Source organism: Bacillus sp. mrc49 (genome assembly GCF_002803435.1).
In genome coordinates this window covers 1-20,425 of the sequence record NZ_PHNG01000658.1, presented here as the reverse complement: position 1 = coordinate 20,425, position 20,425 = coordinate 1, and the positions used below count along the sequence as shown (strand labels likewise).

Here is a 20,425-nt window from a genome sequence, read left to right as displayed (position 1 = left end):
ATTGATCTTCCTTTCACTCGCTTTTTAATTCCAGTCATGCCCGCCGATGAAACAAGTTATACCCGCCGGCGGATAAAATTATTTTCGCGGACAAGTAAACGTGGACAATCGGTACCACATAGGCTATTAACACGAAAGCAAATAAGTTGGTAAACGGTAGCGTCATAGAATCGGATGTTTTAATTTTCAATTTCGTAACAGATTCAACTCAGTTATATAAGTGCACTTGTATAAGCAGTAAAGCCGGTTTAATAAGCTTCCGGAAACCTGTTAAGGAAGGACCGGAGGGAGAGAGTGAGGGGAGAGCGCGAGAGGGGAAAGAAAATATTCAGATAATTCTAATGAACGGAGATGAGCGAAATGTTCAGAAAACAGCAGCCAGAAGTAATCGACTTCAAAACATTCATGGCAGGGACATACCGTAAGCCTAAGCGCTCCATAAATACGCCCATTTATAGTTTCATGCCTTCGATAACGGTTAGTAGTTTTTTATCGCCTGATGTAGCCGGCATATATGCGGTCGTGTTGGGCGTATTTGCAATCGGAATGCTATCGCACGGTTTGGAGAATTTCGCCGCCAGTTCGGGCCGTGAGGAGCTTGCGTGGGCCATCGAAACAGTGACGAGGTTAGCTTTCACGATTGGCGGATTCAGTTCGATCGCATGGTTCCTACTATCCCTTTGAGGAGGTTATCGCATGATAAAAGAATTTCTTTATAAATCAAAGGCAAAAGCCGAACTAATCAAGGCATTCCGGAGTGCCGAACTATATAAAACGTATAAAAGTAAAGGTGGGAACGAGCGCACCATATTTCCGCAGATACACGAAATTCACCTCGACAAATTGGCGAAAACGCTTCGTTATACTTTCACGCTGTTAAACGGCATGGATCCTAAGGAAGTAAAAAAGAAGGAGTTTGTCTTCCGTCAGCACTTTGGCCGGTCAATCTCGATAGAAGGCGATTTAAAGAAATACGTTCTGACCATTTACGCAACTTCAATGCCGAAAGAGCTACCGTATAAAGTCCAGGGAGTGCGCGAAGCTGTCTCGCCATTTACCATCGGAATCATCTGCGGAAAGGACCGGAACGGCCAGTATAACGCGTTCGACCTATTAAAGCAGCCGCACATCTTAATTGCTGGCGAAACGGGTAGCGGTAAGTCGACGCAACTACGGTCGATTATAACGACGCTGATCCTCACTAAAAAACCCTCTGAACTAAAGCTGTACTTGGGCGACTGTAAGAAATCGGAGTTTCATATTTTCCGGAAAGTGGAGCACGTCCAATGCGTGTTAAGCAGCGCGAAGGATATCGTCAAGATGTTGCGCAGCATTAAAAAGGAGCTAGAAGAACGGAGCGACCTGACGGAGATTTTCGAAGTTGGGCACATCGACGATTTGCCGTCCGAACACCGAAGGCCCTATTTAGTCGTATGCATCGATGAATTTGTCATGCTGCGGAAAAACGATGAGATTATGGAGATCCTTACGGAGATAACTGCGATCGGCCGGACGCTTGGAGTATTCGCCGTATTATCCATGCAACGTCCAAATGCTAAGGTACTCGATACGACTATTCGCGCTAATCTGACCGTCTGCATGGGCTTTAAGCTGCGCGATATCATCGAGGCTCGCATTGTCAATACGCCAGGGGCGGAAGCTATCGAAACGAGTGGCCGATTTATAATGAACAGCGATAAACTTTACGAGCTGCAGGCGCCATACCTTTCGATTGATGAGGCGAAGAAACTTCTTAATGCGTTCACGGTGGCGAAGGGGCCTGTCCGAGAAGTTACGCCAGAGGAGCCGGTCATTGTGGAATTAACGGAAAAGGAGGTATTTAACGATGTCATTGACGAAAAGAGATAAGGCGATAATTCAAGCGCTCAATAAATTCCGTGTGATGGACCGTGATTCCATCGCTCAGCTATTCTTCGAAGGATTGGCTAACCCAAGATACGCGGCAAATAATGTCTTGCTGCGATTGCTTAGGGAAGGAAAAATACAGCGATCGACGGCCTTTATTCCGTATTGTTACTTCGGTCCTAATGTTCAAATTAAGCAGCAAAGCCAGAAAATTGGGCACTTCCTCGCGATCCTCAACGTTTATAAAGAGATGTTGAAGCTTGGCGAGCTGGAATCGTTTTTAGTTGAGCCGAAGTACGGACGGAAAAAGGACGGATGCTGCGAGCCTGATGTCGCGGCCCGATTCCGTCATACGAATTTTTTCTTGGAAATTCAAAGGACCGTTTACAGCACGAAGCAAATGGACGAAAAGCTCGAGCGTTATGTCCAGCTATACGAAAGTGGATTGATCGATAAGCCGTTTCCTCACGTCCTTATCCTTTCGTACCAACGTTATGCGATCGACGGGGATTATCCGTTTAAAGTATTCCAGGCCGAGTCGTTTTCGGGGTTCCTGGCGTCCTTGAAAAAAGAGCCGGTGAGCAGGCCGGTTGAACACGGAGTGCGGATTGTGGTGAAATAGAAAAAAGGGCCCCGTTTATTCGGAGTCCTTTTTGTTTGGGTTATAAATAAAAACATCCTCGATAGAAAATCTTTTTCCTGCCCCATTCTCCAGGGATTTACGATTAAGCGCATCTATAACCGCCTTAAGTGTTTCAAAATTAACCTGTTTTGCATTACCCGTTACTAGGTCATTAATGGTTGCAGGCCTCACCTTCGCTTCAACTGCTAAAGCATTCTTCGTTATCTCTAGTTCCTTTAAAGTGCCCTCTAATGATGAAATAAACCCATTATCGACCATAGGAGTAAGTAACTTTTTATTTGCTGACAATTCCCTCACCTCAACGCCAATTATACTTTAAAAAACTTTTTTCGTAAACCTCTTGACGTATGACTCAGTAAGTTATATTATTAACTCAGGAAGTACAACTCGGTGAGTTAAATTAATGGACGAGGAGGTTATCGCATGGTTATTCAAAAAGCACCCGTTTATTTCGAAAATCCGACGGATCCTGATTGGGGCGAAGACATAATCGTGAACGCTTACGTAATTGGTGAGGATTGGACGATTGAAATTAGCCCAGAGAGTTGGACGTTTCGGAAGGTGACTGGGAGGTTGGCTGATGGGACGCCCAAAGTGGACCTGGAAGCTACGTCGTACATTAACATAGGCTTGGATTACGAAGCCGAAGAGGTCGACCTTAACTGGCTGATGAGCGCAAGTTTAATGGAAATAGTCGAAAAGTTGGCAAAGAATTAGCCCGCCCTGTGCTGAGAACACAAAGCGAGCCGTAAAAACAAACTATATCTTAAAGGAGATTATAACATGCCGAAATTAAAAAAGGTAACAGTCCAGTTCATATACGAAGGAATTTCTTATCCAAAAGATTTTGTATCAGGTGCTCTTCTTCCGGACGGTCGCGTCCTGGTCACCATAGATAATTTTTCACTTTACGATTGCGTTCCGACTGATTATCCCGATATATATATCGTGGACCTTGACGTTAATGATATCGATCACCTCTCGGGCAAAGGTTACGAGGGCAATTACGAGGCATTCCTCGACTTAATAACGGATTAATTTATCCGGGCGGTTGGCGCCGCCCTATATAAAACTGTGACATCCGATGGAACCTCATAAACCGCGGCAACGGATGAGGTTGGATCGGGTGCCATTACGGACGGTTCGTGGGTAATAGGCTGACCCGTGAGCCGTTTTCACTTATTCTACACGGGAGAAAAGACTTTCTAGGGCGGGTGGCTACGTTTACCATCGGAATGTCCTAGCGCAGTTAAAATGCCGTGTTTTCATTTGGGAATTCGTGCGTAGAATCAAAGCGTCACCTTAGGGTGGCGTTTTTTTTTGCGGAACAAGTGCGCGGATTCATTTTCTCACCTGTATCGTAAGGTAAGCCGAAAAGTTTTCGGTAAACTGCGCGGTTTATCTTCCTCATTCTTATAGTTATGTAGGGGAAGAAAAGTTTTCGATAAACTGCGCGGAAACTAGGAGTCAGTCGGCATTATGGTTAAGGGAGGAAAAACCTTTCGTTTAAAGTGCGCCGATTCTAATCCTCGCGCCTATAGTTATGTAAGTGGGGAAAATTTCGCAAAATTAAAAGGAGGAATCGAAATGGAATATTCACCGGAACAATTAATGAAACACTTTGGCGATCCAGCCGGATTTTCACGCATGTCCAATACTCTCGTCCGTCTTTACACGCTTCTGGATGGATTCGACGTTACAACAGCGGGCCTATACGCGTATCTTCGGTCTTGGCGTAATACTACCAACGAAGACATGCGAGGCATCGTATGGCATTCACGCGAATATTTGCAGGCACAATCGGGACTGGGCCGAAAAGCGTTTGATTCGAGACTAAGAGTTTTGAAGGAGTGCGGTCTCGTAGCGGTCATTAAGTCGCCAGTCGTCGCGAATAAGGACTATTTTGTTGTGCATGATCCGCTGACTCGTGATGAGTTTATTGCAAAGTATCCAAGCGAAATCAAAGCCTTTTTTACGAAAGTAGAAGAGATACAGGCAAGGATTGCGGAGGATAGGGAAAAGCGGAAGAAGTTCTTTGATGATGCGTTAGCTGAAGAAGTAAGCCGGAGCCATGAAATACGTGCCACTTTATCGGATTGCACAAAAGGTACAGACGGTAGTGAGTCCAAAACGGACATTCCTATGTGACCAAAAGGAACCTAGAGTAAGCAACTAATTATGTAAGCAACTCTTTAAGTAAGCAATTAAAAGATAGCGCCAAAAGGATTTGACGCCAATAGTACCTTAGTTCTTATATATTATTCGTAAAAAAAGTCTTATGAAATAAGAGTAAAAAAGACGAGCGGACTGTCCGTTTTGGACAATCGAAAAGGGAGGGAGCGAATTGGGGGGGATGGGGAATAAGATCGACTACAAACAGCCCGGCTGTGGAGCCGTTGAATTCGCGCAATTATTTACGGATGAATTAACCATACACGATGCTATGCCCGTTATTAAACAGCTTATGAATGGAGAACTACACGAAATGTCGGACAAACGGATCAAACGCTGTGAGTATTGCGGATACTGGTGGCGTGATGTTAGCCTTCGGAATACCAAACGAACATGCTGCGATGATTGTAAACGAAGTATCAAGAGCATTCAGCGCCGCCAGCAACGGGCAGATAAAGCACTTTTGAATCCGAAGCCAAAGAAGAGAACAAAGCGAGAACAAGGTTATATTTGGTGGCTTGAATATCCGTTTTGGATTCAAGAGTACGAAATGTTAAAGCATTCGTGGAAGTATGAAGCACCGTATTCTCCGAAAAAGGTCGAACTGATAGACGCAGCCAAACAACGTGGGGAAATAAATGGAGGCAAGCGCAAGCCCAAACGTGTGGTTCTCTATAACGGTAACGAGAAGGAAGCAGGCAATGTTCGCGTAAAGTTTACCAATAGCGATCGCAAGCCGGGCGAGGTTATTGTTTCGTATATGAGTCTAGAAGAAATATCGAGCTATTATTCTGGAAAGTATTCAGAAAGACATTTGAGGTATGAGCGTATGAGGGCGCAAGGGCATTTTTAAATGGCGACAAAAAGGTATAAGGGGAAAGCCCATAACAGGGCGGTATTTTTTAGATGTAAAACAGGATAAAGAGGAGGGTTTGCTATTGGATGCAATCAAAGCGAAGGCTATTCGTTACTTTTTGAGTGAGTCGCAGGTGGAATTTTCGAAGCGAATTGGCGTTTCTTCTTCAACTATCTGCGCAATCGAAAAGGGACAGCGAGAAATTACCGACTATATTCGAGCTAAACTCGTTCGGACTGAGGCTGGTTTAACGGAGGACTTCTTTGTTTTTTATGAACACTTCAGATTGAAAGCATAATTATCCATTTAAGTTTTAATAAAAAATCAAGTGAGCTGTTAATTGGGTGATAGCTATATTTTTAGGAGAGGGTGAAATCGAGGAGGTTTTTAAAATGGCTAGGAAAAAGCCAGGCAGAATTTTCTCGGAGAATATGACGGATTATCAGCGCAGGCATATCGCTCGGAGAAGGAAACACGGAAAGGCTTTTCGGGATGAAATCTTAAATAAATCAAAAGGGGGACATAAAGGTGAAAAAGTTTGAATTATACGAGCAGTATTTAGAGCAAGGAATTGAAATCCAAGAAGCGCGTCAACGCTACGATGAGAAGGTTGAACAAGCCGAGAATAATTTGACTGCCGCAAAAATCAAGCTAGACGAAGTAGTCCACATAGAAATTCAAAGCGGGATCGACAAAAGTAAGGAAAAGTCTACAGCAAGAAAGGCGATTGAACAAGCTGACAAAGAGCTAGGCTACGCTAACGAAGAACGCGCTATTGCTCACGGTCACTTTTCGGGACCAGGGGGAAATATTACAAGAGCCGAAATCGTTCAAGCTTATATATACGATTACATCCCATCGGTTAAATCTGAGTACTTACCGTCAATTCAAGAACGGATGAAGCAGGGCGCTGATTTGATGCTAAGCGCATTTTACGATTTTAACGCCTTAAGACGCGAATATCACGAAATCCAATCTGAGATAAAAGACGTTAATGACTCGGCGCAAAATATGGGTGAGCAACAAGGCAGTTACTATATTGCTAATGCGTTCGGAGAAAGGGCGGAATCGGGTTTAGATATTAATAAACTAGCGTGGATGCTTCAGGATATTGAGAATGGCTACGAGATGCCAGAAGGTTCAACTTATATTAAACAATCATTCAAATCTGAGGGGGAGAAATAATATGAATATCCGTGAAAAACTTCAAGAATTAAAAGGTAGCTACGACAGAATTAATGAAATTAGAGGCTCATCAACTAGCCTCGCCACTACAATCAAGAGCTTGTTTGAGGAAGATAATGGAGATATTCGAAATGATTCTATGCTTTCTCCTGAAGGTAAAAAAGCAAAAACGGCGGAATTAAAGAAAAAATACGGTAAGGAGTTTATTAGAGAGGCGAAACGAATGAAGGATGAATTCCAGCAACATGTAGTAAAAGTAAACGCTAGGGCAGAGATTATTTTAAACGAAAAGCCGGGAAAGCCTTCAAGTATTACCATTGACACTTTCCAAAGAGAATTAAATGACATGAAAACTAAACTTCTATTATCAGTTAATCCAGATGAGGCCGTTAAATCAGTTCAGGAATTTGCGGATAAGCAAAAGGATCATTACTTTACTTATCAAATAAAACAAGAATTCCCGGACATTGCAAATAGCATCATTGGCATATCTGGCGGCGATCCGTCTTTCAAATTAAAACTGCGTGATGTTTACGATAATATCAGCGATAAGGCTCAAATGCCAGAACAAAAAGAAGCTGCCCAGATTGCAGGCATGTTGGAGGGTGCTTTCAACGAAAACCTATTTCTTGAAAGAGGTATTGAACTGGAGTCTATTGCAAGGACAATCGGTGCTGAATTTACGAAATATGCAAATAACCCAAATTCTTATGTAGATTCAGACGACGAGTAAGGTTTTTTTTAGAAATCAGGCGCTCTTACAGATGGCAGAGCGCCTTTTAACTATGGAGGTGATCCGGTGAAGACACTTGAAGAAATGCGCGAATTTATTGCGCTGTGCAAGGCGGAAAGGGGCGGTACTGAGCTTCCCCCACGTAGGCAAACGACGGAACAGGATCGAGCGACTGTTAATCGTATTGATGAAGCTATCCGTCCGGTGCTTATTCGATTTACTCAGCTAGTCCACGAAAGCCAGCAAGTACCGGACATTGATACGTCGAAGCTTTCGGATTTTCTGGAAGAACTCGAGCCGGTACGTTGGTGTGACGATTGGCGTTTGAGCGCACATGCAACGGTATTGTCCTGGACGTTGGCAACAGCCATTCAACGGGATAAATATGAAGCTCCGCAATTGAGTCGACAACTTTTCATGGCACTTGACCATACGAAAGGTGGCGTACCGCATGCTTACAACTAAAGACTGGGCGAAAATTGAGGCGGAGTATGCGCTCGACCATGATAATCCGCCAGGCCAGCCTCAGGTCCCAGACGCACTAGCCGCGGTACTGTATGAGAAGTCCGATCCTGTCCGGTCATATCTGGCGCATTACACTCGTTTGATTTTCGGAGCCGGTAAAGTACTGGAAATCGACGACAGCAAACTAACCGAATATGAAACGATGCTCGAAGTGGCTTGCCATGCGGAAAATGCGCTCATGCTCACACTATCGGCGGTCGCGTTAAAGGCGGCTATACAAGACGTGAGGGACCGGCATAAATACGAAGCTCCTTTCTTAGCGAGAAGGCTCTATGAATGGCTTGCGATGGCGGACTTCAAGGTCAGAGGTACGGATATTTTATACGAGCGTTCACCGGAAGAGGCTGCGGAGTTCGATGCGCTATACAATCAGTTTAAAAATGACGCCGAGCTTACAGAAGAAAAACTACGACATTACAAAGGAGAGATTGACGAATGGCAAAGGAAGTCACACTTAGCGAACTAAAGGCGAGGCTATCCGCGGATCAACTAAAGGCGGCTGAATTAACGGTGGCAAATGATTACGCAGGCAAACAGAAAAAATCATACGAAGATCTTGCGATGGAGTTAGGTATATCTGCACGCACGCTATACAACTATCGACAAGAGCCTAATTTTATTAAGTACTGCGCTTGGTTATCTGAGACAAAACTTGATGCATTTCGTGCTACAGCAGATTCCCAGCTACTTAAGCTAATCGAAGGGACGAGTAATAACGGATTGGCCTCGATTAAAGCGCTGGAGTTGTTCTATAAATTGAATGGACGTCTTATCGAACGACGTGAAGTGGTGCAAACCGAAGAGAGCAGCGGAGCCAAACGTATGTCTGACGACGAGTTACAACGTGGTTTAGATGAACTTAACGACATGCTGAATTAACAAAGAAAAGGGGCGGATAAAATGAGTAGCGAAAAGACCGGTAATTTAGGATTGCATAAATGGGCGCCTACTGATGGGGTGTTACGGACGGAGTTTAACGATAACTTCGGGAAGCTTGACGAGAAGGTGGCGGGGATTGGCGACGTGTCGTTGATTCCGCAGCCGACCGTAGTAGATGCGTTGAAGGATAAAGACGATAAGATTGACGACAGGGGTATTAGTATTAAAAAATTCATAGTTGCATCGGAAACAAGCCACGATCAAGCTTTCCAGAGAGCAAATGACTATATACGTAATTTAGCTATTTCTACCGGATTCACAAACGTTCCATCGCTACGTGTACCGACAGGTAAATACATCATTAACAAGGAAGTAAAGATGTCTCCTTATGTAAAAATAAAATCGGAAGGGTACGTAGGATTTTCTGTAACATTTAATGGGACGGGATTCTATGTTGCACCTAATTCGGATGACCCTAAGTATAGCAATTCGGCAGGGACTCCGCTCGAGTTGTCCAAATTGAGTTGGAATAGAGGGAAGTATTTTGACGGATCAAATGGCGCCATTATCTTTTCAACTACAGTAGACAAGTCAATGGTTGGAGCGAAAACGGTAGCTATTGAGTTGGGAGATAGAAATCCGTTAAGCGACATTAGAAATGCTGTATCTCGTTATGTTATTGAAAACGTTAATGTGTACGGCTTTAATAAAGCTTTTAAAAACAATGCGGTTAATAACTATATTGGAACCATTAAAAACGGTCATATCGAAAATAATAATCATCATGTCACTTTTGAATCCCCGACATCCGGACAAATAAACTCCGGTGAAAATATGCTCTTTGAAAACTGTATTTTTGCAGGTGCGTCCAAAGAATCTGTTTTGATTGATGTTGGAGGTCATGACCTTGTTTTTGAAAACTGCTCGTTCGATTTTAATGCATCGGCTGTTATTAAAAGTTTACGGTCCGGAGCATCCATACGAATGAACAACTGTTATGTTGAAAAGATTGGAGCATGGGGTAATACAAGTGAGGATCAAATACTTTATCACTCGGAATCCACATCTCTAGGAGAAACAAATGGAAGAAATTCATTCTATGCAAATAAATTAATCATGTATTTAAAACGAGCATCTCCTATCTTTAAAAATGTACCTAATTCACAAAACGGATATATAAACTTGTATTTAGATATAGATGGGTTAGAACTTCGCTATCAAGATACAAACCATCTTAACGCGTACAAATTAAGCGATCGTTTTTTAGTCGACAGTCCTAAAGTATTCTTCTTAGGAAAGAAAATTTTCAATGGTGGCGTTGTAAAGAGCTTGCTTTCCAAAGACTTAAACCTATTACGAAATGGAGATTTTGCGCGATCTGTTCTTAATACGGATATGACGGTTCAAGCTAATGATCCATACTGGCATAACAGTTATAAATCAGGGATTTCCAATCCTACCATTGTTCAAGAAGGAAATGGAGGTAGTCTTTGTTTAAAATATAATATAACCACTCCAGGAACAAATGGTATGAAATTGGATTATAAGTTTATGTTACCCGTTGAAGCGAGCGAAATGATTTTTATGTCTACGTTGATTAAATTGGATAAAATAAGTACCCGAAATACTATTCAGTATCGTTTAGAATGTTTTGATGACAATAACACGTTGGTTGATACCCTCAACTATGACGATGTAATTATCACAACAGCAGATCGAATAAATGGAAACGCACTAAATAGTTCGCCTTCTGATCCTTTAGTGGTTGCGGGCACAGTTTATGATGTGGATGGTGCGAACTTCAGGATGGTACGAGCGGCGGGTGTCTTCTTCATACCGTCCGGAGTATCTAAGGTCAAGCCGTATGTGATTATAAGTAATTCAGATTCAACCTTCGTCTGTTTGGACGAAATTCAAATTGCCAAATCTAAGTAAGTTTGTACATTAGCCATCCGGTAGGGAGCGGCTTTTTTTGCGTTGTCCAATGAACGCTAGTCGTGGCTAACCTAGCGAAGAGGTCCCGATAGCCCCTGTTTTTTGGCGTCCGTTAATTCGGGCGTTTTTTATATTCAAATACGAAAGGAATGAGGAATAATGTACGATGCTCTACGCAAGTCACGCGCCCAGCGAGCGTTAGATTTCGGCGTGTATATAAACAAGTTGGACGCACACGAAGGCAAGTTTTCGAAAAATGTAAGTCGCCATCTAAAGAAGCTAAGTCGTCAGTTTACGGCTACGTCAAACGATAAGGTACTTGGCGATATGATTAAGGCGGATTTACTAGTCCTGGCGGAAGTTGAGCTTTTTGTTGCGGCTCGAAACGCTGGAGATGAGGTGACGGAGTTGAAAGCTCGCAAAAGAGCTCATCTATTGTGGGAAGAAAAGGACATAATTGCGACCAGGATCGCAGAGGAGTTGAGTTAGATGGATTTAAGAGCAAAAATCAGCCTCATAGATAATATGACGAAACCGATGCGTCAGATGTCGAAGCAATTGCAGACGTTTCAAAAGCACACAGAAACCGTAAATAAGGGCGTTGGCCGGATGAAGTCGAATATGTCCAACTTCACTTCCGGATTAGGCGCGGCTGCTGCCGGAATTATAGGAGTTGTTGGTGCTCAGAAGGCGCTTAACGCTACAATTGGCGAGGCGATGAAGCTCGACTATAACAAGGTCAGTCTTGAAGCGATGTTTCGCGGGGATGCGAAGGCAGCGAAGGAGCTGTCCGAGTTCATCCAAAACAAGGCGGTCAATTCCGTCATGACCTATCAGGAAGCCTTGAGCTCTACGCAATCCTTTTCGACACTGACAAAGAATACTGACGAGATTAAGACGATGGTCGACCTCACGGAACGCCTGAGTTACCTTAATCCGATGCAAGGATTCGATGGGGCCGGATTCGCGATAAAGGAGGCGCTGGGTGGCGACCTGGTATCGTTGAAGGACCGTTTTAATTTAACGAAAGCCCAAGTGCAGCCGATTAAAGATGCGGCCAATCAGGCGGAGAAGTTGAAGGCGCTCGACGATGTGCTATCAAAAATCGGGATTGATACTAAATATCTCGGAAAGGTAAACGATACTACCTACGCCAAGTGGGGCAAACTCGTTGACACGACGAAGCAATTCCTCGTTGGGCTCGGTGAATCTGCGTTAAGCTCCGTGGCCCCTTTTATCGATAAGTTTACTGCCTTCATGGAGAGTGGAAAGTTTGCGGACTTCCAGGTAAAGGCGGAAGGGGCTTTCAGCTCTGCGGTATCAGGGGCGATAAATCTCGCCACAACAATTGCGAACAATTGGCCGGCGATCAGGGAGACGATTATTTCCGTCGGTGGGGCGCTTGTCGTGCTCAAAGCCGGTTTTGCCGCAATGACAGTCATAAGCACCGTAACGACGATGATGAACGCATATAAGCTCGCAAATGTCGGGGCCACAACGGCTGCGGCTCTTTTTAATGGCGTCCTTATGGCTAACCCTATCGGCCTAATTGTGGTAGCCCTGGCGGCTTTGACTGCGGGGATTATTTACGTATGGCGGAACTTCGATACGGTGAAGGCGAAAACGATCGAGCTATGGAATAAACTCGGTTATCTAAAGGGAGCTGTTTTAGCGCTACTCGGTCCATTCGGATCAATCGTCGGAATAGGTGTGGCTATTTATCGCAACTTTGACACGATAAAGAGTAAGGCTGGCGAGATGGTTAACTCGGTTATTTCCGGAGTAAATAAGATGATTGGCGTCCTTAACAAGATACCTGGCGTTAATATTCCGATTGTGCCAAAAGTTAGCTGGTCCAACGTTACAAGCGCGCCGCAATACAGCAAATCCGTAGGTCAGGGCCGTCAAACATCGGCAGCAGGCGGACTTTCTTATGTACCGAGGGATGGAACGATAATAAATGCCCACCGGGGCGAACGCGTTTTAACAAAGCAGGAAAATAAGGAGTATTCATCAGGAAAAGGCGGAGGCAATACGTATCAATTCAATGTTACGATGAACGGATCAGGTTCAACGAAGAAAGACGCCGATCAATTATTCGATTATTTCGTTAAGAAAGTAATACAGGCCGGTAATTCGGGCGCTTAATGGTGGTAGGAAAAATAGCTATATGCCGACTTACGGGTCGGCTTATAGGACTTGTTAAAATATACTAAGTAAAGGGCGGAGTATATAGAAAATTGTTGTATATTGTTAAAAATTTGGTAGAATAGTAGTAAAATGAGGTAAAGTTATATGAATAACAATCAGATTTCAAATCGGACCTTTACTAAGTTAAGTAAAATTTGGTATCACGGTACTTCATCCGAATATTTTGACTCACTTTCAAATAATATAGATTTAAGCCAATGTAAAGAGTATACAGATTTCGGTAAAGGTTTTTATTTGACATCGAATTTCAATCAAGCGAGCAAACATGCAGAAAACAGAGTAGCGTTTGAAGGAGAAGCGATAGTTTTTGTTTTTGAGCTTAATATAGGTAAATTGAAAAGTGATTTTTCTAGTAAAATTTGGGTAGAAATGAATCCGGAATGGTCAGATTTTATTTATCTAAATCGTTCTAAACTAGAAACCTTTACTCATGGATATGATTATGTTTACGGTGGGGTTGCGGATGGGAAAATACATACTGTTATAAAAAATCGAGATCAGGGCAGAATAGACTCAGAGACATTTTATAAATATGTTTGTAATTATCCAAATTATGACCAGCTGTCTATTCACAATCAAGAGATTTTCGATTATAATATTATTAACAAAATAGGGGTGGTGAATGCATATGTCAAAAGTAAGCAATATAATGGAATTAAAGAACTTGGAAGCTGAAATTCTTTATGAGGAAGAAAATGGTTATCCAACTTTTAAAGAAGGAATTGCCAAGGAGTTAGCTGAAACTTTCGATGTTCCTTTGAGTGATGCTTTTAAAGTTATCTTTTCAAATTCTGTTCAGGCGAAAATTGACAGAGATATTGAATGGTCACAACATATGGGCATCTCCTTCTGGGCGGAAGAAATTAATAAACATTTCAGCAAGTTACAGGCTTTAGTTTAAAAAATGCCACTTTGTTTTTAGTGGCATTTTTATTTTGGATGAATTAAGAACGTGTGTTCGTGTTATAATATCGTTATCCATAACGAAGGGACTGACGGATATGACGATATGTGACCGCGGAAAGCTTAAGTGGGCACCGGCCGCCTTTCTACCGGAATATACGAAGATGCTGCGTAATTTGGATACGGATTATCACCGCAAACAAAAACCGATTATAGACGAGTTTCAATTCGAAGAGTTTGACCAGCGTATCTGCTACGGAATGGAATATAATTTTGCGGTGAAGATTACGAAGTGGGTGGACGGCTTTAATTACGAAATAGTTGGACGCGTTCATTACGTCGATCCTATACGAAAGGAAGTGCGGCTTAAAACAGAAGCTGACGAAGTGGAGCGTGTAAAGATGACGGAAGTAATTTCCGTTGAAGTTATTGAATAAGTATATAGAAGAAAGGCGGCCGCAATGACCGCCCTAATTATCGTTTAACCTTACGAGGTTTATTCAGTTTCCCAACCACTTGATTTAGAGCGGAATACTGCTCATGGTTATCAGCGATGGATTGCTTTGATAAATGTGTATATTTCGAAGTCATTCGCTGGTCAACGTGTCCTAATAACGCTTGGAGGTATCGCAAGTTGCCGCCACCTTCCAAATACATAGTTGCGGTTGAATGTCTGATTAAATGCGGATGTACCCGTTTGTTGATTCCAGCCTTATTCGCATAACTTAAAAGTCGGCGGCGAAATGTGTTTGGGTTTAACGGTTCTCCGTAGTTCGCAAGAAAAATATAATCGCTATCGAACTCTTTAACCTCGGCGATTAACTCTTTTAATAACCTTGCTGTTTTCGGTTGTATTGGAACAATCCGGCCTCTCCTGGTTTTCGTAATCTCTGACCTGAATATAACTTCTTTTGCATTAAGGTCTACGTCTTCTACTGTAAGAGAAAGAATCTCCGATACACGCGCCATTGTATCGATCATCGTGATAAGTGCTACGTAATCTCTAAATGAAGCATATCTCCTCTGGTCAGGTGCTTCCAACAATGCTTTTAGTTCGCTCGAAGTTAAAACGTTAATTAACTTTTCGGGCTGTTTAACGCACTTCACACCTTCGAATGGGTTTGCGTCGACAAGTTCGTCTTGCTGCAACGTTCGAAATGTAGTCCTTAACGTTTTGATTAAGTCGTTTGTATATCGCGGAGAAACACCTTCCGTTTTAGAGGTGTCCGGTTTGAACCTATGGCCGTCAAACTTAACTCGCTCCGTAAGCAAGAACGTAACAAATTCTCGGCAAATATCAACGTTAATAAAACGAATGTCCGCCTGAATACCTTTTTCCTCTAGAAAATGTATGAATAGCGAATGGGCGTGCTGATAACGAAACAACGTACCTTTCGCCAATCCTTCTGCAACCTTTGCGTTATATGCCTTTTCAAATAACGAAGCCAACTCGTAAATTGAATTACGCTTTCCTTTATTAATCCGGTCGCTTTTGACGTATTTTCCGCGCCGCTTATCTGTTTTTGACAAAATAAAAACGCCTCCCAAATCCGATTTGTATGTTCGGAAAGGTAAGGCGTTACGCTGACGTAAATAGCACCGTTACGCTGAACGGATATTTAGCGTCTCAAAACGTTGGTAAATCCAAGTATGGAGCATAGCGGGATCGAACCGCTGACCTCTACGCTGCCAGCGTAGCGCTCTCCCAGCTGAGCTAATGCCCCGTGTTAAGGTACAATAATTATTTTAGCGGATTTTCAGGAAAAGTCAATATAAGAATGAAATTTTTTTTAAAAATTATAGAAAAAATGTTTGGGCGCAAATGAAATACGATGCCAACGTTGGCCCGTTACTTATCCTTATATTGATAGAAACAGAGTAAGGAGGCTTTATTATGAAAAATATGGCGGCATGTCGGTCTTGTTTACCAATTAACTTCCCGTTTAGGAAATGCACGTCTACGTGAGACCCCGCAGGCGCAAGCGCCAGGAAGGCTCACGTACCGCGTCTAAAGCTAAAACGTATACTTGTATATATCTAAGGAAATGGCTGTAGAATGCTTAGATTAACTCAGACAAAATACGGTCGCAAAGAGACATGGTATGAACGTTGTCAGTTCCATTGGAAGTGGGTTTTCTTTTATTTTTGCAACAATCTATAAAATGAATCATTTCTCCAACGAAGCCACGTAAATAAAGATCCCTGTAAGTTCCAGACATTGGGGATGCAGATGGAGTAAATACAGTGTCAGCCTCTTCAAGAGACTTCCATGGCAAATCACTGAATGTTTGTGATTTATGAATGGTAAGTGAATTCACTTCATCTGCAAAAGCAAATCCATTATCGAATGTAACAAGAATATTTTCACTTTCGCGAGACCAAGCGGTCATTCCAGTAAAGTAAAGGCTGCCGACAACACCATTTTCAAACTTTAGTGAGATGGTTTGAGAAATGAACTCATTATCACTATTCTTAAAACCTGATACGTATATAGCTTCTCCGAATAGGTGGCGTACTAAATCAACGATATGTATGGCAGCAAACTTAATGAACTGTTCATCATCTTTGCAAAAGGGGGTGCTGTCTGCTGCAAACCTTGCTTGAAACGAACAGGCATTTCCTAGACTGCCATTTTCGATAATTTCTTTTAACTTAGTATAACAAGGAGCAAAACGTTTCATAAACCCTACCATTACCGTCACTCCAGCTTCATCAGCAGCATCTGCAATTTCGGCAGCTTCATCAGCACTCATTCCTAGAGGTTTATCCACAAATACATTCTTTCCAGCCTTGATACAATCCATCACGAGAGAAGGTTGATCTTCTGGCTGAGCGACTACAACAACACCGTCACACTCTTCGGATTGCAGCATTTTTTTATAGTCTTCATAGGGTGTCCCTTCGCTTCCGAAACGCTGAAGGGCTGCTTTAGAGCGCTCAATATTCCTTGTGGCGACAGCCTGTATGGCTGCACCTGCTTCGATAGCGGAAGGATAAATATTAGTAGATGCATGAAATCCAGCACCAATAAAACAGAGATTCGCTTTTTTCACTTTCATCGCTCCTTTCCCTAAAGAAATTTTTGATTATAACTGATGCGATGCAATTGCAATTGTATCATAATGTTAGCCCTTTCACGGCGGTTTATGAGGATTATGTGGGTGCAGGTCTTTTCGGATCATGGTTAACTCAAGGAATACTGCAGGTGGCTTATCCACAATCAAAGAAAAGCAAAGCACCTGGCCATATTGCTTAAACAAGAACGAAGGAAAAGGCCTATTTGAGCCGATAGTGGAAATCACAGCAAATCAGGGTGCGAAGTAAATAGGAAGAGTACGATAGCTGCTAATAAAAAAGGAGTGAATCTTCCATGATGGCTAACGGGGGGATCACCACAAAGTGAACTGCACCCCGATTTTTTTGAGAGATCTAACAAATGTGGTGCAGTTTTTCTTGATTTTAAAGGCCGTTTCCCGAAATTGAAACACCATTTTCATAGTTATAAAGCTGAACGGTGTTGTTGTTACCTGGCTATAAAAAAAGGGGTCGAAATCTGTTGATTTCGACTCCCTTTTTTTATTACTATACATTACGCATTTTCGATCTCTACCCGCGCTATTTCCTTAAGGGTGGAGACGGTATAATATACATCCGAGGTCCTGACTTTATTGTCGACCAAAACCTTGAGCGTCAAAAGGTGGTGGCCTTCCGCAACATCCTTGATTCTCAGGTTTTTTATGAATATCTTTTCGTCTTTGATTTTTTTCAGGACGACGGCAATGTCTTCTTTATTTTGCACCACTAGTTGCAGGAAGATTTCCTTTTGCCGTAATTTCATCGGTCCGAGCCAAGTGACGATCGCAGGAACCAATTCAACGCTGATGATCAATAGGATGACACCGGCAATCGCTTCAAGAAAGAATCCGGCTCCAACGGCAATTCCGATACCGGCCGCTCCCCAAATGATGGCTGCGGTCGTTAACCCGGATATGCTGTTATTGTCACGGCGGAGAATGACGCCTGCCCCGATGAAACCGACCCCGGATACAATCTGTGCGGCGAGCCGCAAAGGGTCCATCGTAATGTTTACGTGGTCACTCCCGGGGAACTTATAGGCGGATTCCATGGAAACGATCGTCAGTAAACAGCTGACGATGGAAATGACCAGGCTTGTTTTTAAGCCAACAGGCTTCCGTTTCATTTCTCGCTCAAGCCCGATAATGAGTCCAAGGAGAGCTGAAATCCCCAATTTGATAAGGATTTGCAGTTCTGATTGAGGATCGAATGTCCATTCCATGTAGTTTCACCACTTCCGAACTATTATCGAAGAATAAGATCAGTTGTTCCACCTGTTTCCATATACCCTTTTTTCAAAAAAGCTTACTCCCATGATTTTAACATAGTAGAATAGAGTTCATCGAGAGATAATCCAAATTGAAAGGAGGAACGTGTATGCAAATGCCAAAGATCAATCCCTATGCAGCGTTGGCGATCGGGGTGGCATCTGTTTCGTTTTCTGCCATCCTGGTGAAATTAGCGACTGCTCCATCGGGTGTTATAGCATTTTACCGTTTATTATTTACCGTTCTGTTCATGCTGCCTGTTTTCTTGATGAAATATCGCCATGAGCTGGCATTCATTGAGAAAAAGGACTGGCTGTATTCGATTGCGTCAGGGGTGTTCCTGGCATTTCATTTTATTTTATGGTTCGAATCGCTCAATTACACGTCGGTCGCGAGCTCCACGGTGCTTGTCACCCTACAGCCTTTATTCGCTTTTGTGGGGGCATACTTCTTTTTTAAAGAAAGATTCTCAATGAAGGCGATATTGAGCGGCATCATTGCGATAGCCGGCAGTCTTATCATCAGCTGGGGTGATTTGAGAATAAGCGGCATGGCGCTTTGGGGTGACATTCTTTCGCTTATCGCCTGTGCGCTTGTAACGGGTTATTTACTATTTGGACAAAATGTTAGAAAACGCATATCTTCTATAACATATACATTTGTCGTCTATGCTATCAGTGCGGTCACGTTGTTCCTATATGTGATTTTCAAGGGGGAGCCGCTGGCGCCATATCCGGCTGCCGATTGGATGTATTTCATTCTGCTTGCCATATTCCCTACATTATTGGGACATTCATTATTCAATTGGTCATTAAAATGGTTGAGCACTTCCACCATTTCGATGGGGATTTTACTTGAGCCGGTTGGAGCTACGATTCTGGCTTACTTCATATTGGATGAACCGATACTTTGGACGCAGGTTATCGGGGGTACCGTCATATTGGCTGGTTTGATGATATTCCTAAGGGATGAAAGGAAAAGCAAAGTGCTCAAAGAATCACCGGTCTCCGTATAAAAGCAGTAAGTCGAACCGACTTACTGCTTTATTTAATAAGGGTGGAACAAATAGGTGATCCTGGTAAAAATCAAAGCGAAAGTGAAACTGAATAAAAATGTCGTCCCATTCACCTTGCCTTTTTCTCTGCTGAATCGAATGGCTTCATAAAAGGCTGTACTGAATAAGTAAAGAGCCATACTGTAGGAAATGAGTGATCCGATTAATGTTAGATCCATTGCTTCACCTCACGGGAAAAAGATATCTTTATATGTCTATTTGCGTTTGCCTGTAAATATGCTTCGATTCGTGCGGTATGAGGATCGAGGTTATTGGCATTAAAAGGCAAAAAGAATGGCAGGAACAAGAAAAAAACATTTTTGAAAAAAAGTTATAAAAACGTATTGCAAACCTTTTTTGTACATGGTATATTATTTCTTGTCGCTAAGACAGCAACACAAACGGCTAACAAGCTGTTGAAAAAAAGTTTAAAAAGTTGTTGACGAAACGTGACGCAATATGTTACATTATAGAGGTCGCTTCTGAAAGAAACGACAACAAATTGCTCTTTGAAAACTGAACAAAACAAAGCGCCAACGTTTAAATTTTAAGTGAGCACACACTATCAAAAAAGCAAATGAGCAAGTCAAACATTTCTTCGGAGAGTTTGATCCTGGCTCAGGACGAACGCTGGCGGCGTGCCTAATACATGCAAGTCGAGCGAATCGACGGGAGCTTGCTCCCTGAGATTAGCGGCGGACGGGTGAGTAACACGTGGGCAACCTGCCTATAAGACTGGGATAACTTCGGGAAACCGGAGCTAATACCGGATACGTTCTTTTCTCGCATGAGAGAAGATGGAAAGACGGTTTACGCTGTCACTTATAGATGGGCCCGCGGCGCATTAGCTAGTTGGTGAGGTAATGGCTCACCAAGGCGACGATGCGTAGCCGACCTGAGAGGGTGATCGGCCACACTGGGACTGAGACACGGCCCAGACTCCTACGGGAGGCAGCAGTAGGGAATCTTCCGCAATGGACGAAAGTCTGACGGAGCAACGCCGCGTGAACGAAGAAGGCCTTCGGGTCGTAAAGTTCTGTTGTTAGGGAAGAACAAGTACCAGAGTAACTGCTGGTACCTTGACGGTACCTAACCAGAAAGCCACGGCTAACTACGTGCC

The 20,425-nt window shown here is 43.0% G+C and carries 26 protein-coding genes, 1 tRNA gene and 1 rRNA gene; 22 read left to right on the top strand and 6 right to left on the bottom strand.

Annotated elements, in window-relative coordinates:
- The first annotated feature begins 360 nt into the window (after nucleotides 1-360).
- The 3 genes from CVN76_RS09580 to CVN76_RS09570 are packed head-to-tail and all read left to right on the top strand — an operon-like array spanning nucleotide 361 to nucleotide 2,488.
- A complete protein-coding gene (locus CVN76_RS09580) occupies nucleotides 361-684 on the top strand; it encodes a hypothetical protein (RefSeq protein WP_100530600.1) in 324 nt (107 codons plus the stop codon).
- Between the two features lie 12 nt (nucleotides 685-696).
- Complete coding sequence (locus tag CVN76_RS09575) at nucleotides 697-1,869, top strand: FtsK/SpoIIIE domain-containing protein (protein WP_100531075.1); 1,173 nt, start codon at nucleotides 697-699, stop codon at nucleotides 1,867-1,869.
- Nucleotides 1,847-2,488 (top strand): hypothetical protein, encoded by a 642-nt coding sequence (locus tag CVN76_RS09570; RefSeq protein ID WP_100531074.1) that lies wholly within the window; start codon nucleotides 1,847-1,849, stop codon nucleotides 2,486-2,488. Before CVN76_RS09575 ends, CVN76_RS09570 begins: the two co-directional genes overlap by 23 nt.
- Nucleotides 2,489-2,503: 15 nt before the next feature.
- Here the strand turns inward: CVN76_RS09570 and CVN76_RS09565 are convergent, their stop codons facing one another.
- Nucleotides 2,504-2,797, bottom strand: coding sequence for a helix-turn-helix domain-containing protein (locus tag CVN76_RS09565; protein WP_232732153.1), 294 nt, complete (start codon nucleotides 2,795-2,797; stop codon nucleotides 2,504-2,506).
- A gap of 135 nt (nucleotides 2,798-2,932) precedes the next feature.
- Here CVN76_RS09565 and CVN76_RS09560 point away from each other — a divergent pair, with 135 nt between their 5' ends.
- From CVN76_RS09560 to CVN76_RS09485, 17 genes are all read left to right on the top strand, one after another.
- Nucleotides 2,933-3,226 (top strand): hypothetical protein, encoded by a 294-nt coding sequence (locus CVN76_RS09560; RefSeq protein WP_100531073.1) that lies wholly within the window; start codon nucleotides 2,933-2,935, stop codon nucleotides 3,224-3,226.
- Nucleotides 3,227-3,292: 66 nt separating this feature from the next.
- Nucleotides 3,293-3,547, top strand: a complete 255-nt coding sequence (locus tag CVN76_RS09555; RefSeq protein WP_100531072.1) for a hypothetical protein — start codon at nucleotides 3,293-3,295, stop codon at nucleotides 3,545-3,547.
- Nucleotides 3,548-4,096: 549 nt separating this feature from the next.
- The gene (locus tag CVN76_RS09550; protein WP_157805619.1) at nucleotides 4,097-4,657 is read left to right on the top strand and encodes a hypothetical protein; all 561 of its coding nucleotides are present in this window, start codon (nucleotides 4,097-4,099) and stop codon (nucleotides 4,655-4,657) included.
- Nucleotides 4,658-4,853: 196 nt separating this feature from the next.
- Nucleotides 4,854-5,534 (top strand): hypothetical protein, encoded by a 681-nt coding sequence (locus CVN76_RS09545; protein ID WP_198512529.1) that lies wholly within the window; start codon nucleotides 4,854-4,856, stop codon nucleotides 5,532-5,534.
- An 85-nt stretch (nucleotides 5,535-5,619) separates the two neighbouring features.
- A complete protein-coding gene (locus CVN76_RS09540; RefSeq protein WP_100531070.1) occupies nucleotides 5,620-5,835 on the top strand; it encodes a hypothetical protein in 216 nt (71 codons plus the stop codon).
- 94 nt (nucleotides 5,836-5,929) lie between these two features.
- On the top strand, nucleotides 5,930-6,079 hold the full coding sequence (locus tag CVN76_RS30930; protein ID WP_157805618.1) for a hypothetical protein: 150 nt from the start codon (nucleotides 5,930-5,932) through the stop codon (nucleotides 6,077-6,079).
- On the top strand, nucleotides 6,066-6,722 hold the full coding sequence (locus CVN76_RS09535; protein WP_100531069.1) for a hypothetical protein: 657 nt from the start codon (nucleotides 6,066-6,068) through the stop codon (nucleotides 6,720-6,722). Before CVN76_RS30930 ends, CVN76_RS09535 begins: the two co-directional genes overlap by 14 nt.
- Nucleotide 6,723: 1 nt before the next feature.
- On the top strand, nucleotides 6,724-7,455 hold the full coding sequence (locus CVN76_RS09530; protein WP_100531068.1) for a hypothetical protein: 732 nt from the start codon (nucleotides 6,724-6,726) through the stop codon (nucleotides 7,453-7,455).
- 66 nt (nucleotides 7,456-7,521) lie between these two features.
- Nucleotides 7,522-7,920, top strand: a complete 399-nt coding sequence (locus CVN76_RS09525; protein ID WP_100531067.1) for a hypothetical protein — start codon at nucleotides 7,522-7,524, stop codon at nucleotides 7,918-7,920.
- Nucleotides 7,907-8,446, top strand: a complete 540-nt coding sequence (locus tag CVN76_RS09520; RefSeq protein ID WP_100531066.1) for a hypothetical protein — start codon at nucleotides 7,907-7,909, stop codon at nucleotides 8,444-8,446. Before CVN76_RS09525 ends, CVN76_RS09520 begins: the two co-directional genes overlap by 14 nt.
- On the top strand, nucleotides 8,416-8,859 hold the full coding sequence (locus tag CVN76_RS09515; RefSeq protein ID WP_100531065.1) for a phBC6A51 family helix-turn-helix protein: 444 nt from the start codon (nucleotides 8,416-8,418) through the stop codon (nucleotides 8,857-8,859). Before CVN76_RS09520 ends, CVN76_RS09515 begins: the two co-directional genes overlap by 31 nt.
- A 21-nt stretch (nucleotides 8,860-8,880) precedes the next feature.
- Complete coding sequence (locus CVN76_RS09510; RefSeq protein ID WP_100531064.1) at nucleotides 8,881-10,794, top strand: hypothetical protein; 1,914 nt, start codon at nucleotides 8,881-8,883, stop codon at nucleotides 10,792-10,794.
- Between the two features lie 159 nt (nucleotides 10,795-10,953).
- The gene (locus CVN76_RS09505; RefSeq protein WP_100531063.1) at nucleotides 10,954-11,283 is read left to right on the top strand and encodes a hypothetical protein; all 330 of its coding nucleotides are present in this window, start codon (nucleotides 10,954-10,956) and stop codon (nucleotides 11,281-11,283) included.
- On the top strand, nucleotides 11,284-12,942 hold the full coding sequence (locus CVN76_RS09500; protein ID WP_100531062.1) for a hypothetical protein: 1,659 nt from the start codon (nucleotides 11,284-11,286) through the stop codon (nucleotides 12,940-12,942).
- A gap of 147 nt (nucleotides 12,943-13,089) precedes the next feature.
- Nucleotides 13,090-13,680: a DUF3990 domain-containing protein gene (locus CVN76_RS09495; protein ID WP_100531061.1), complete on the top strand. Its 591-nt coding sequence runs from the start codon at nucleotides 13,090-13,092 to the stop codon at nucleotides 13,678-13,680.
- Nucleotides 13,670-13,906: a hypothetical protein gene (locus CVN76_RS09490; protein ID WP_157805499.1), complete on the top strand. Its 237-nt coding sequence runs from the start codon at nucleotides 13,670-13,672 to the stop codon at nucleotides 13,904-13,906. Before CVN76_RS09495 ends, CVN76_RS09490 begins: the two co-directional genes overlap by 11 nt.
- Before the next feature lie 34 nt (nucleotides 13,907-13,940).
- Nucleotides 13,941-14,345, top strand: a complete 405-nt coding sequence (locus tag CVN76_RS09485; protein ID WP_232732152.1) for a YolD-like family protein — start codon at nucleotides 13,941-13,943, stop codon at nucleotides 14,343-14,345.
- 37 nt (nucleotides 14,346-14,382) lie between these two features.
- Here the strand turns inward: CVN76_RS09485 and CVN76_RS09480 are convergent, their stop codons facing one another.
- The 4 genes from CVN76_RS09480 to CVN76_RS09465 form a co-directional block, all read right to left on the bottom strand.
- The gene (locus tag CVN76_RS09480) at nucleotides 14,383-15,438 is read right to left on the bottom strand and encodes a tyrosine-type recombinase/integrase (protein WP_100531059.1); all 1,056 of its coding nucleotides are present in this window, start codon (nucleotides 15,436-15,438) and stop codon (nucleotides 14,383-14,385) included.
- 121 nt (nucleotides 15,439-15,559) lie between these two features.
- Nucleotides 15,560-15,632: transfer RNA gene (locus CVN76_RS09475), tRNA-Ala, on the bottom strand.
- A gap of 336 nt (nucleotides 15,633-15,968) precedes the next feature.
- Nucleotides 15,969-16,961 carry a Gfo/Idh/MocA family protein gene (locus CVN76_RS09470; protein WP_100531076.1) on the bottom strand — a complete coding sequence of 331 codons (993 nt, stop codon included), beginning with the start codon at nucleotides 16,959-16,961 and terminating at the stop codon, nucleotides 15,969-15,971.
- A gap of 536 nt (nucleotides 16,962-17,497) precedes the next feature.
- Nucleotides 17,498-18,205 (bottom strand): MgtC/SapB family protein, encoded by a 708-nt coding sequence (locus CVN76_RS09465; RefSeq protein WP_061143955.1) that lies wholly within the window; start codon nucleotides 18,203-18,205, stop codon nucleotides 17,498-17,500.
- A gap of 155 nt (nucleotides 18,206-18,360) precedes the next feature.
- Here CVN76_RS09465 and CVN76_RS09460 point away from each other — a divergent pair, with 155 nt between their 5' ends.
- Nucleotides 18,361-19,266 carry a DMT family transporter gene (locus CVN76_RS09460; RefSeq protein ID WP_100531058.1) on the top strand — a complete coding sequence of 302 codons (906 nt, stop codon included), beginning with the start codon at nucleotides 18,361-18,363 and terminating at the stop codon, nucleotides 19,264-19,266.
- 32 nt (nucleotides 19,267-19,298) lie between these two features.
- Here the strand turns inward: CVN76_RS09460 and CVN76_RS09455 are convergent, their stop codons facing one another.
- Entirely contained in the window at nucleotides 19,299-19,484 is a 186-nt protein-coding gene (locus CVN76_RS09455; RefSeq protein WP_100531057.1) for a hypothetical protein, read from the bottom strand.
- A 416-nt stretch (nucleotides 19,485-19,900) separates the two neighbouring features.
- Between CVN76_RS09455 and CVN76_RS09450 the strand changes: the two genes are divergently transcribed.
- A 16S ribosomal RNA gene (locus CVN76_RS09450) occupies nucleotides 19,901-20,425 on the top strand; the annotation flags it as partial.